Below are 11,436 nucleotides of genomic sequence, written 5' to 3' on the forward strand. Positions count from 1 at the left end.
CCACTGCGCAGCGATGATCACCGCCGCCGCTCCAAGGCCCCAGACGAGCAGCTGCGCTTTCGTGGGCATGTGGGTGAGGCGTTCCTTGACGGCAGCCATGTCGATCTTGAGTTCGGTGACGTCGACCTTGAGCTGGTTCACATCGACCTTGAGCTGGTTCACGTCGACCCTAAGGTGGTTGACGTCAGCCCTGAGGTGGGTAACCTCCGCATCGATGCGAGCTGTCGTAGCCTCGAGATGACCCAGGCGGTGGCAGCATGTCGGGCCAGGGAGCCATTGCGGGCTAGTGTCGGGAAAATGCGCAACGTGACGTTGCGGGGGAATGGCGTCGATTGCCATGGGAAGCATCCTGCCTTCGAAGGGACGCGCGTTGTCACGGGGCAACGCGGCGGCGCGTGGGAGATTCCTAGATTTTATCCACGCGAATTGGCCACCGCTGTAGGAATCCGCTGAAACTTCGTCAATCCATCTCCCGCGATGGCGCAGACGAAACTTAGCGCGTCAACGACACAAGGATGTCCGCGTCCATCGCATCCAGGGCATCACCTTCGCTGGCGCGGAAGTGCCGGTGAAAGGCGACGACTGCCGCGCGCGGATCGCTCGTGTCGTAGCCGACCAGGCGCAGGGCGTTCATCGCATCGAAGCCGGGCGGTGCCGGTGGCAGTGGCAGCGTGTACCAGCGCCCAAATCCGTAGCGCGCCAGCTCCGCCCATGGGAAATACACGCTCGGATCATCCTTGCGCACTGGCGCGATGTCGGCATGGCCGACCACGGCGGTTTTCGCGATGCCGAGCCGTTGCGTCACGTCGTTGAGCAGCGCGATCAGTGCCTGGATCTGCGCGGGCGGAAAGGGTGAGTGGCCGTCGTTGACGATCTCGATGCCGATCGAGGCTGAATTGACGTCGGTCATGATGCCCCAGCGCGATGCGCCCGCGTGCCAGGCACGGCGGCCGTCGTCCACCAGTTGGCGGATTTCACCGTCCGGGCCCACCAGGTAGTGGGCGCTTACCGGGTCGTCGCCACCCTGCCGGCGCAGCACCTGCAGGGAGGTCGCCATATCGGGAATCGCCGTATGGTGCAGCACGATAAGTTCAGGACGACGGGCGCTTTCGTTGGGCGATGGCGTCCAGCGGGCAAGCGGACTGCGTTGCGGCGCCGGGCCGCTGGCGCAGGCGGACAGAAGCAGGCAGGCGGCGAGGGCAAGGGCGCGCAAGGGCATCGGCCGATCATAACTTGCGCGGCGCCGCCCAGCGGTGCAGGATGCACCCGGGGAGAGGGTAAACATGACTCGTTCAGAAACGATCCAGGGGCGGATCGCGCGCGTGCGCGGATTCGAAGTGGAGCTGTTCGAAGACGGATTTTCACTTATCGACCAGGGCGACACGGTGCTCAACCGTCGCTATGCCGGCTTGTCGATGTCCACGCAAGCTGAAGCCCTGCATTTTCTCATCGCCGAGGCTCGCGCCTGGGCGAACGAGTGCCGCGACCAGATGTAATGGCCGCGGTGGAAACAGCAGCCCGGGCATGAGCCCGGGCCGTCGTCGCGTGTGCTGCCAGGGCCGTTAGAACAGCGCCGCTGCCTTGGCCAGCGCGATGTACACGCCGATCAGGAACGGGATACCCACGGCGAGCCATGCCAGCACGCCGATCACGCCGAACGGGCCGCGTGCTGCTGCTGCCTGCTGCGCTTCATCAGAAGACGCCTCGTGTTGCAGCGAGCGTTCATGGGCGAGCTCGGCCTCGGTCATGTGGTACTTCGCGTTCACCGGCCGGACCATCGCGTTGGCGATCAGGCCTACCAGCAGCAATCCGGCCAGGATGTACAGCGTGCGGTCGTACACCAGCGTGTTGGCCACGCCGGCGTCGAGCTGCGTCTGCCGCAGCGAGGCGATCAGCATGGGACCTGCCACGCCTGCCACCGACCACGCCGTAAGCAGCCGTCCGTGGATGGCGCCGACCATCTGGGTGCCGAAGAGGTCGGCCAGGTACGCCGGCACCGTGGCAAAGCCGCCGCCGTACATCGACATCACCACGCACACCGTAACCACGAACAAGGCGGCCAGGCCCATGTGGCCGAGTGTCGGCAGCGTGCAATACAGGACGATGCCAAGCACGAAGAACACGAAATACGTGGCCTTGCGCCCGAGGTAATCCGAGGCCGAGGCCCAGGCCAGGCGGCCGACGCTGTTGAACAGGCTGATCAATCCCACCAGGCCCGCGGCCGCGGCCGCGATGGCAGCCTTCTGTTCGACGGAGAGGCCGGCGGTGCCTGAACCTTTAAGGCCCAGCAGTTCGCCGCCGAAGACATCCTGGAACATCGGGCTTGCCATCGACAGTACGCCGATGCCGGCGGTGACATTCATGCACAGCACGATCCAGACCATCCAGAACTGCGGCGTGCGCCAGGCACGCGACAGATGCACGTGGTGGCTTGAAATCAATCCCGTGGATTTCTCGGCCTTGGGCACCCAGCCGGCCGGCTTCCAGCCGTTGGGTGGCACGCGGAAGCCGAAGGCGCCCAGCGACATGGCCACCAGGTAGATCGCGCCCATCACCATCAGCGTGGTGGGGACGCCCGACACGCCGCCTACGCTGAACACGGACATCAGCTTCACCGCGATCGGAGCGCCGATCATGGCGCCGCCGCCGAAGCCCATGATGGCAAAACCGGTGGCAAGGCCACGCCGGTCGGGAAACCACTTGATCAGCGTGGAAACGGGAGTGATGTAACCCAATCCCTGTCCGATGCCGCCGATCAAACCGCAGCCCAGGTACACCAGCCACAACTGGTGGATGGACACGCCGATGCCTCCCAGCACCAGGCCACCACCCCAGCACAGTGCGGCGTAGAAACCCGCCTTGCGCGGCCCGGCATGTTCAAGCCAGCCGCCCCAGATGAAGGCGGAAATGCCCAATACGGCGATGAAGGTTTCAAATATGTGGTTGACGGCCGGCACCGTCCAGTTACACGTGCTGGTGAACATCTGCGCGAAGAAGCCCAGGTTTGCGCAGGCAGCGGCATCGGTGCCCGAGAGCAGCTTGGTCATCGGTAGCCAGAACACCGAGAACCCATAGGCCATGCCAATGGAAAGATGGATGGCCAGCGCCGCGGGTGGCACCAGCCAGCGGTTGAATTTCGGTCCGGCGATGATGCGTTCCCGCGCCAGTATTCCGGCATCGGCTGTGGTGTCCGACATGGTCTACCCCCTGGTGGCGCGCGGACCCATGTGGCCCGCGAATCCGCCCATGGTAAATGGACGACGGCCTGACGCCACCCGACCAAGGTCGAATCCCGGCAGTCCCGGCCCGAAGCTTGGAAGTTCGGGGTCAGAGTGAATACTCTGACCCCGTCGATCGGCGGCGGCGTGCCTATACTTACCTCTCCCCCCCGCATGAAGGAGACCCCGATGAAGCGACTGATCATGAGCCTTGCGCTTGCCTCGCTGGCCACGGCCACGGCCACGGCCATGGCTGCCGATGCCCCGGCATTGCCGGTCACCAAGGCCCCGGCCGGTGCCGAGGTCTACATCGTCTCGCCCAGGGATGGCGCCACCGTCGGTCCCGAGGTCACCGTGGTCTTCGGCTTGAAGGGCATGGGCATTGCGCCGGCGGGCGTCAAGAAGGAAGGGACCGGCCACCATCACCTTCTGGTGGATGTGGACACCCTGCCGGCGGCCGGCGTGCCCATTGCCAACGACGCCACCCATATCCACTTCGGCAAGGGCCAGACGGAAACCGCGCTGAAGCTGGCCCCGGGCAAGCACACGTTGCAACTGGAACTGGGTGACGAAAACCACATTCCCTTCGACCCGCCGATCGTGTCGAAGAAAATCACCGTCACCGTAAAGTAAGCGGCGTCTCCATTACAGCTGTCAGCATCGCCACCGCCACATCCACTTCGTAGGGAGTGGCGCGTGGGTGCATCATCACGCAGCGATGGTCGTCGCCGTTACTGACGCAGGAAATCGGCTCGAGCGGGCGACCGTCGCTGGAATCGAACGACGGCGGCATCGAATCAGTGAAGTCACACCATTGCGGTACCAGCGCGCCGTGGTCGGGGCCGCCGGCGATAATGCAGATCCATTTGCGCAAGTCGCTCGATCCTAAGTCAAATGCTCCACCCAGCCCGCTAACGTAACTAACGCTGGAAGGAATAGTTCGTTGACGGTGAAGGAATGCCGAAAACGCACACGATTTATGATCAGCCCACCACCTTGCCCAGCTTCTTGCTGATCACCTTGAGCCTTTTGCCCAGTTCCTCCACTTCCTCACGGCGCTGGGCCATGCGGCGGTTCTCAGCTTCCCGCACCGTCATGTAAGCGCGGTTGGTGTCGCGGACCGCCGCCACCACGGCGGAGCAGGCTTCCTCGGCGGTCGATGCGCGTGTGTAGAAGCGCAGGCGATCGGCCAGCAGTTCCAGCCGCATGCCCGGGCGTGCCTGCTCTACCTGGCGTGCGGATTCGAGGAAGTATTGATGCCATTCGCGGTCGGGGGCACCGGAAAGCACGGCGCAGGCCTGGGGAAGGTGATGCGGCTCGACCTGGGTGCCGTCGTCCACCGTCTCGAAGTGGTCGATGGTGTAGGTCTCGGGGTGCTGTCGGTGGGCCACGTCAGGTTCCTTGCCTTTTGATGCGGGCATGGTCGCCGCTGCCGCGTGGTGATGGCGTGCAGCGTTCACCCGTCTTGCACGGCGGTCAGGACACGCTCTGCGCCAACCCAGGGGGCCCTAGACCGTGACATATCTCTCGCGCATGTTCTTTCGCCTGTATGCCCCTGCCACCTGCGTGGCCGCGTCGGGTGCAGCCCTGGCCAGCGTGGGCCGCCGGATCGGCGCCGATGTTGCCGATGCCGCCGGATCGGCCGTCACCCTGACCTCATTGGCAGGCTACGCCCTGCTCATACTGGCCGCCGCCCTGGTGGGGGTGGCCAGCTTGCGGCTGCTGCGCTGGAAATCAGGGGTGGCGCCGAATTGTTTTGTCTGCGGCTGCCTGCTCCAGGCCGAACGCGAGAGCCGTCACGGCATTTCCCGACGTTGCACTGGCTGCGGCAAGATCCACGCGCGCAGTGGCTTGATCCGCGCGATGCGCTAGGGGCTTCTCGGCCGGCCACGCAGGCGGCCCACCAGCAGCGGAAGCAGGGCCAGCAGGGCCAATGCCCCCATCGGGATCAGTACGTGATGGTTGAGCAGCAGGCTGGCGTCCAGCGGCTGGCCTTGCGCCATGGCCACGTCCAGCCCCGCGCCAATGGATGTCTCGAACACGGTGGTGACGGCTCCGCCCGCGGCCGTGGCACCCAGGAACAGCCACAGCGGGCAGCGCAGCCAGGCCAGGGCCACCGTCATGCCGCCGAAGGGCAACACAGGGACCAGGCGCAGGAACAAGGTGTAGCTCACCGGATGGCTGCCGAAGCCATGACGAAGCCGCTCCACCAGCAGCGGTGGATGTTTGGAGCCGGCACCGAAGGCGTACCGGCTGGCCAGGAACAGCAATAGCGACCCCAGCACCAGGCCGATGGTGGAGCAGATCGCGCCATCGACCAGGCCGAACATCAGCCCGCCGGCAAAGATGATCACCACGGTGCCGGGGATGCCCGTGGATACCGCCATGGTCAACAGGCCGATGAAGGCCAGGCGCGTGGATACCGGGCTCGCCGCCACCATCGCATGCAGCATGTCCTGGTCGGTGACCAGGTTCGTGGGGCTCAGGCGGTCAAAGGCGCCGGAACTGAAAAGCACGATGCCGGTGGCGACCAGCAGGAGGAGGGGCAGCGCGGCGCGCCAGCGGCTCAATACGCCGGGCCATCCTGCCCGTATGCAGCCAGTATCTTGCGCGCGTCGTCGCGGAGGATATCCGTGCGCACCGCGATGCCTCGCCGTTCCAGCTCGCCCATCCAGTCGGCGGGAAGCGGACCCTCGTCGAATTCGGTGAGCTCTTCCACATCCGAAGAGCGTGCGCCAATCAGCAGCTCATCCACGCCCGCCCAAACGGTGGCGCCATAGCACTGGCAACACGGTTGTGCGCTGGAAGCCAGGATATAGCGGCCGCCGCCTTCGTTCAGGCGGAAACGCTGCAGGCGTTGCTGCGCGCTCATGTACGCCATGATCTCCGCGTGGGCCACCGAACAGTTGTGCGGCACCACGCGGTTGACGCCAGCCGCCACCACACGCCCTTCACCGTCGAACACCACGGCGCCGAACGGGCCGCCGGTACGGTGTTCCAGGTTACCTGCCGAGAGCGCGATGGCGAGGCCAACCTTGTCTTCGTCGGATGCGTACACGCGGCCGTCGTCGACGGCATCGTTGACCCATACGGGGAGTGTCAGGTGGATCTGCGCCATCAACATGGTCACTTTCCGGCCTGCCTTGCCCAACTGTCGCGTAGCGTAACCACGCGGTTGAAGACGATCCGTGAGGGCGCGGCATGATCGTGCGAGTCGGGCACGAAATAGCCCATGCGCTCGAATTGCACGCGCTGGTCCCTGGCGATGGTGGTGGCGGCCGGTTCCACGTAGCCATGCACCACGCGCACCGAGTCGGGGTTGATGTGGTCTTCGTAGGTTTTGCCGTCGCTGTCGTCGTCGGGGTCGGCCACGTCGAAGAGGCGGTCGTACAGACGGATCTCGGCGGACACGCCGTGGTGGGCGCTGACCCAATGGATGGTGCCCTTGACCTTGCGGTCGGCGCCGGGCATGCCATGGCGGGTGTCCGGATCGAGCGAACAACGAAGCTCCACCACCTTGCCGCCGGCATCCTTTGCGATTTCATCGCAACGGATGATGCCCACGCCGCGCAGCCGCACTTCGCCTTCGGGCTTCAGGCGATGGAAACCCTTCGGCGGCACTTCTTCGAAATCCTCCCGTTCGATCCATACGGTGGCGGCGAAAGGCACCTGCCGCGTCCCGAAGGATTCATCCTTCGGGTGATTGGGGAAGGTGAGGGTTTCGACGTGGGAGGCATCCAGGTTGGTCAGGGTGACCTTGAGCGGATCGACCACGCCCATGCGCCGTTCGGCGCGCGAGTCCAAGTCTTCGCGCACGCAGCCTTCCAGCACGCCCAGGTCGATCACGCTGTTCTGCTTGCTCACCCCGATGCGTTCCCAGAACAGGCGGAGCGCCGCGGCGGTGAAGCCGCGGCGGCGGACGCCGGCAATGGTGGGCATGCGCGGATCGTCCCAGCCGTCGACGAGTTTTCCCTGCACGAGGTTCAGCAGCTTGCGCTTGCTCATCACCGTGTAACTGATATTGCCCCGCGAAAATTCGATCTGCCTGGGCTTGCTGGGAACCGTAGGGATGCCTGCCTCGACCAGGTGCTGCCACAGCGCCGGATGGTTGACCAGGTCCACCTTGTCCACGCACCAGTCGTACAGCGGACGGTGGTCTTCGAATTCCAGCGTGCACAGCGAATGGGTGATGCCTTCCAGCGCGTCCGACAAGCTGTGCGCGAAGTCGTACATCGGGTAGATCGGCCAGGCGTCGCCGGTATTCTGGTGGGTCACCTTGCGAATGCGATAAAGCGCCGGATCGCGCAGGTTGATATTGCCTGCGGCCATGTCGATCTTCGCCCGCAGCGTCTTTGCGCCATCGGCGAATTCGCCCGCGCGCATGCGGCGGAAGAGGGCGAGGTTTTCTTCCACGCTGCGGTCGCGGAAGGGCGAGTTGCGGCCAGGCTCGGTGAGCGTGCCGCGGTACTGGCGCATGTCCTCCGGCGACAGGTCGTCCACGTAGGCGTCGCCCTGCTGGATCAATTTCTCGGCGGCCAGGTAGAACACGCCGAAGTAATCGGAGGCGTGGCGAAGCTCGGACCAGTCGAAGCCGAGCCAGTGCACGTCGCCCTTGATGGCATCGACGAAGGCCGGGTCTTCCTTGGCGGGGTTGGTGTCGTCCAGGCGCAGGTTGCAGACGCCGCCGAATTCCTGGGCCAGGCCGAAGTTCAGGCAGATCGCCTTGGCGTGGCCGATGTGCAGGAAGCCGTTGGGCTCGGGGGGAAAACGGGTGTGGATGGACGTGTGCTTGCCCGTGGCCAGGTCCTCGCGAACGATCTGCCGGATGAAGTCACGGATTTCGCCCGTGGCGTCGTCGGTGGGGCCGGTTGGCAGGTGCTCGGTGGACATCGGTTCGTGTTCCAGGAGGGGCTAAGACAAGCCTTCGATTCTACCCGGTCTTGCGCCGCATGGCCGCCGCGCGCTAGCGTGCTGCCATGCACATCGTCTACCGCGCCGCGAACATCTTCGACGCGCATCTGGTCAAGGATGCGCTCGAACGCGCGGAGATCCCGGCCTTTGTCTCCGGCGAGCTCCTCACCGGGGGCATCGGGCAGTTGCCGGTATGCGACTTGCTGAACGTGATGGTGCCCGAGTCCTGCGCGGCCGCGGCCGAATTGATCGTCCGCGCCGTGGAGGCCGACCTTGCCGAGGCCCGCGCGGTAGCCGGTAGCGGCGACCTCGATTTCCCGGGACTGCTTCCCGCCTGAGTGTCACCGTCCTCGGTTATGGTGGGCGGGCCCTCCCACCACGATGAAGCTTTGCGATGGATGAGATCGAAGCGCTGGTCCGGCACGTGCCGGACTTTCCCCGCCCCGGTGTCGGATTCAAGGACATCACCCCGCTGCTGGCCAGCCCTGATGGCTTTGCCCGCTGCCTGGACCTGCTGTGCCAGCCTTGGCGCGGCGCCGGCGTGGAGGTGGTTTGCGGCATCGAATCGCGCGGCTTCATCTTCGGCGCGGCGATGGCGGCGCGGCTGGGCGCGGGGTTCGTGCCCCTGCGCAAGGCGGGCAAACTGCCGCCACTTACCGTCGGCGTGGACTACGTGCTCGAGTACGGCATGGACCGCCTGGAGGCGCGTATCGATGCCCTGCGCCCGGGGCAGCGTGCGATCATCGTCGACGACGTGCTGGCCACCGGCGGTACCCTGGAAGCCGGCCGCCGCCTGGTGGAGCACTTGGGTGCCTCGGTGATAGGCGGTAGCGTGGTGATCGAACTGACCGCGCTCAACGGGCGATCCCGCTGGTTGGGCGAAGCCCCGCTGCACCGGCTTCTTGCCTACTGAACCGCGATCGATTCGACGTAGATGATCTCGCAGGCGCCGGCGCCGGCGTCGGTGCGGCTGAGCGAGGTGTGCCACCAGCGGCCATCGCGGCGGTTGATGTCCACCAGGAAGCCTTCCACGTGCACGACCTGTCCGGGGCGGACCCGCTGCAGCGCGCGCTTCACCCCGTCGTCGGCGGGGATCATGTGCATGTTCGCACTCGACGCCACGATCTCTCCCTGGGGAATCGGGAATTGCTCGACATGCCAGTAGTAAAACCGGCCCGATTGCGAGATCTCGATGCGATTGAGCACCGATGTGTCGGACATCCGTCCCCAGCCCATGGCAAGGTCCACGGGCACGCTGGAGGCAAGGTCGTCATGGGCGTAGTCCTCGCGCGCCAGCACGCGGGCCGTCATCGAGAAATGGGCCCGTGTGGTCAGCACGGCATCGCCTCGAACGAGCCGGGTGCCCTGGTCCGGGTCAAGGTCTACCTGCACCGGCGCATCGGGTGCCAGCACGCCCGGTCCCGGCCGGGCCGGCCGCAGGTGCCACCAGTGGATCGCCCCGAAGACGACCACGATGGCCAGGAGGATCAGCACCAGGCGCCGCAAAGGTCAGACCGCGATGTCGTGGTCGTCGAAGAGGTCAGCCGGCAGGCTGCGGACAACGTCCGCCACGCCGTGCAGGAACGCTCCGGCCGCCGAACTCTTGCGCCAGACCATGGCGATCCGGCGGCTCGGCGCGGGCTCGGCGAAGCGCAGCAGGCGCACTTGCCCCGTCTGCGCCACCGGCGGTTTCACCGACAGCGCCGGCAGCAGGGTGATGCCGACGTTTGCGGCGACCATCTGGCGCAGGGTTTCCAGGCTGGTGGCGCGGAAGCCCGTCTTTTCCGTGGCGCCGGCCATATGGCAAACCTCCAGTGCCTGGTCGCGCATGCAATGACCGTCTTCGAGCAGCAGCAGGCTCTGGTCGGCGAGGTCGTCCATGGTGAGCTTGCGTGATTGTGTGAGCGCGTGCTTCTCGGGCACGGCCAGCACGAAGGATTCCTCGAACAGGAATTCCGTATGCAGGCTGTCGTCGTGGAGGGGCAGGGCAAGGATGCCTGCATCGAGCGAGCCTTCGCGCAGCATGTGCAGGATCTGGTCGGATTTTTCCTCGCGCAGCAGCAACTCCAGGCGCGGATAACGCTCGCGTACCCGGGGCACGATGTGCGGCAGCAGGTAAGGCCCGAGCGTGGGGAAAATGCCCAGTCGCAAGCTGCCTGATTCAGGATCGCGGGTGCGCTGGGCGATGGACTTGATCTGGTCGACCTCGGCCAGGATGCCCCGCGCGCGGCGGGCAATCTCCGCACCGACCTCGGTGAGCAATACATTGCGCGGGGCGCGTTCGACCAGCGACACGCCCAGTTCGTCTTCCAGCTTCTTGATCTGGGTGCTCAAGGTGGGCTGGCTGACGAAGCTGGCGTCGGCCGCGCGGCCGAAATGCCGGTGCTGGGCGAGGGCGACGAGGTATTGCAGGTCTCGGATATTCATAGTCTGAGTCTATCACGAGTATGCAAACAATTGATTTGCTGTATGTGAATCCGCCGGTTATAGTTCTCGTCTGCCTTCGCTTCCCTTCGTTCCCCCAACCCCTCAAGGAGTGCCACCCATGCTTAGCATCGGCGACAAGTTTCCCAAGTTCGACCTGACGGCCACGGTCTCGATCGAGAGCCTCGACAAGGCGTTCGCCCAGATCAACAACGACACCTACAAGGGCAAGTGGACGCTGGTTTTCTTCTATCCGAAGGACTTCACCTTCGTCTGCCCGACCGAGATCAAGGGCTTTGGCGACCTCAACAGCCAGTTCGCCGACCGCGACTGCCAGGTGCTGGCCGCCAGCACCGATTCGGAGTTCGTCCACCTTGCCTGGCGCAAGGACCACAAGGACCTGCGCGACCTGCCGTTCCCCATGCTCGCCGACATCAAGAAGGACCTCACCTCGGCCCTTGGCATCCTGTCCGACGAGGGTGTTGCCCAGCGCGCGTCGTTCCTGGTGGATCCGGAAGGCATCATTCGCTTCGTCTATGTCACCGATGGTTCGGTGGGCCGCAATCCGGCCGAGGTGCTGCGCGTACTGGACGCACTGCAGACGGACGAGCTGTGCCCCTGCAACTGGAGCCAGGGCGAAGAGACGCTCAAGGTGGCTTGATGTAACGGTCATGGGTCGCGCGCATTAGCTCCCTCCCCCGCGCGCCGCGACCCACCCGAAGGGCGGCAAGGTGATCGCTTTGCCGCCCTTTTTTTGTCCAGAATTTATTCAACTTGAGGATATGACATGAGTCTTGCCGACCTCCGGGGCAGCCTGCCCGAGTATGCGAAAGACCTGCGCCTGAACCTGGATTCGGTACTCACCGAAGCCGGCGCGCCGGGC

16 protein-coding genes are annotated in these 11,436 nt (G+C 65.2%); 6 read left to right on the top strand and 10 right to left on the bottom strand.

The window, feature by feature from the left end; all coding sequences use genetic code 11:
• Together VK519_RS16090 and VK519_RS16095 are read right to left on the bottom strand one after the other, a co-directional pair.
• A partial coding sequence (locus tag VK519_RS16090; protein WP_324351414.1) for a hypothetical protein occupies positions 1 to 339 on the bottom strand: 339 nt, incomplete at its 3' end.
• Positions 340 to 493: 154 nt separating this feature from the next.
• Positions 494 to 1,219 (bottom strand): N-acetylmuramoyl-L-alanine amidase, encoded by a 726-nt coding sequence (locus tag VK519_RS16095; RefSeq protein ID WP_324351416.1) that lies wholly within the window; start codon positions 1,217 to 1,219, stop codon positions 494 to 496.
• Positions 1,220 to 1,283: 64 nt separating this feature from the next.
• Between VK519_RS16095 and VK519_RS16100 the strand changes: the two genes are divergently transcribed.
• Positions 1,284 to 1,496: a hypothetical protein gene (locus VK519_RS16100; RefSeq protein WP_324351418.1), complete on the top strand. Its 213-nt coding sequence runs from the start codon at positions 1,284 to 1,286 to the stop codon at positions 1,494 to 1,496.
• Positions 1,497 to 1,562: 66 nt separating this feature from the next.
• On the opposite strand, the gene VK519_RS16105 is transcribed toward VK519_RS16100, so the two are convergent.
• Positions 1,563 to 3,197 carry an OFA family MFS transporter gene (locus VK519_RS16105; protein ID WP_324351420.1) on the bottom strand — a complete coding sequence of 545 codons (1,635 nt, stop codon included), beginning with the start codon at positions 3,195 to 3,197 and terminating at the stop codon, positions 1,563 to 1,565.
• 210 nt (positions 3,198 to 3,407) lie between these two features.
• Here VK519_RS16105 and VK519_RS16110 point away from each other — a divergent pair, with 210 nt between their 5' ends.
• Positions 3,408 to 3,851, top strand: a complete 444-nt coding sequence (locus VK519_RS16110; protein WP_324351422.1) for a DUF4399 domain-containing protein — start codon at positions 3,408 to 3,410, stop codon at positions 3,849 to 3,851.
• Here VK519_RS16110 and VK519_RS16115 read toward each other — a convergent pair.
• Both VK519_RS16115 and VK519_RS16120 read right to left on the bottom strand, forming a co-directional pair.
• Entirely contained in the window at positions 3,838 to 4,092 is a 255-nt protein-coding gene (locus VK519_RS16115; protein WP_324351423.1) for a hypothetical protein, read from the bottom strand. The two genes, VK519_RS16110 and VK519_RS16115, sit on opposite strands and share 14 nt — an antisense overlap.
• 109 nt (positions 4,093 to 4,201) lie before the next feature.
• Complete coding sequence (locus VK519_RS16120; protein ID WP_324351425.1) at positions 4,202 to 4,609, bottom strand: hypothetical protein; 408 nt, start codon at positions 4,607 to 4,609, stop codon at positions 4,202 to 4,204.
• Positions 4,610 to 4,733: 124 nt separating this feature from the next.
• Between VK519_RS16120 and VK519_RS16125 the strand changes: the two genes are divergently transcribed.
• Positions 4,734 to 5,090 (top strand): hypothetical protein, encoded by a 357-nt coding sequence (locus VK519_RS16125; RefSeq protein WP_324351427.1) that lies wholly within the window; start codon positions 4,734 to 4,736, stop codon positions 5,088 to 5,090.
• Here VK519_RS16125 and VK519_RS16130 read toward each other — a convergent pair.
• From VK519_RS16130 to VK519_RS16140, 3 genes are read right to left on the bottom strand one after another with little or no spacing between them, the layout of a single operon-like run.
• Positions 5,087 to 5,788 (bottom strand): TVP38/TMEM64 family protein, encoded by a 702-nt coding sequence (locus tag VK519_RS16130; protein WP_324351428.1) that lies wholly within the window; start codon positions 5,786 to 5,788, stop codon positions 5,087 to 5,089. The two genes, VK519_RS16125 and VK519_RS16130, sit on opposite strands and share 4 nt — an antisense overlap.
• A complete protein-coding gene (locus VK519_RS16135; protein ID WP_324351430.1) occupies positions 5,785 to 6,342 on the bottom strand; it encodes a nucleoside deaminase in 558 nt (185 codons plus the stop codon). The genes VK519_RS16130 and VK519_RS16135 overlap by 4 nt, the downstream gene beginning before the upstream one ends.
• Before the next feature lie 2 nt (positions 6,343 to 6,344).
• The gene (locus VK519_RS16140) at positions 6,345 to 8,108 is read right to left on the bottom strand and encodes a glutamine--tRNA ligase/YqeY domain fusion protein (protein WP_324351432.1); all 1,764 of its coding nucleotides are present in this window, start codon (positions 8,106 to 8,108) and stop codon (positions 6,345 to 6,347) included.
• 86 nt (positions 8,109 to 8,194) lie between these two features.
• On the opposite strand from VK519_RS16140, the gene VK519_RS16145 reads away from it, so the two are divergent.
• Entirely contained in the window at positions 8,195 to 8,467 is a 273-nt protein-coding gene (locus VK519_RS16145) for a putative signal transducing protein (protein ID WP_324351434.1), read from the top strand.
• A 56-nt stretch (positions 8,468 to 8,523) separates the two neighbouring features.
• On the top strand, positions 8,524 to 9,042 hold the full coding sequence (locus VK519_RS16150; protein ID WP_324351436.1) for an adenine phosphoribosyltransferase: 519 nt from the start codon (positions 8,524 to 8,526) through the stop codon (positions 9,040 to 9,042).
• On the opposite strand, the gene VK519_RS16155 is transcribed toward VK519_RS16150, so the two are convergent.
• Positions 9,036 to 9,623: a hypothetical protein gene (locus tag VK519_RS16155; RefSeq protein WP_324351438.1), complete on the bottom strand. Its 588-nt coding sequence runs from the start codon at positions 9,621 to 9,623 to the stop codon at positions 9,036 to 9,038. The genes VK519_RS16150 and VK519_RS16155 overlap by 7 nt on opposite strands.
• 15 nt (positions 9,624 to 9,638) lie before the next feature.
• Positions 9,639 to 10,556, bottom strand: a complete 918-nt coding sequence (gene oxyR / locus VK519_RS16160) for a DNA-binding transcriptional regulator OxyR (protein WP_324351440.1) — start codon at positions 10,554 to 10,556, stop codon at positions 9,639 to 9,641.
• A gap of 118 nt (positions 10,557 to 10,674) precedes the next feature.
• Here oxyR and VK519_RS16165 point away from each other — a divergent pair, with 118 nt between their 5' ends.
• Positions 10,675 to 11,214 carry a peroxiredoxin gene (locus tag VK519_RS16165; protein WP_324351442.1) on the top strand — a complete coding sequence of 180 codons (540 nt, stop codon included), beginning with the start codon at positions 10,675 to 10,677 and terminating at the stop codon, positions 11,212 to 11,214.
• The last annotated feature ends 222 nt before the right edge of the window (positions 11,215 to 11,436 follow it).

The organism is Pinirhizobacter sp. (genome assembly GCF_035317885.1).
Lineage (GTDB): Bacteria > Pseudomonadota > Gammaproteobacteria > Xanthomonadales > Rhodanobacteraceae > Pinirhizobacter.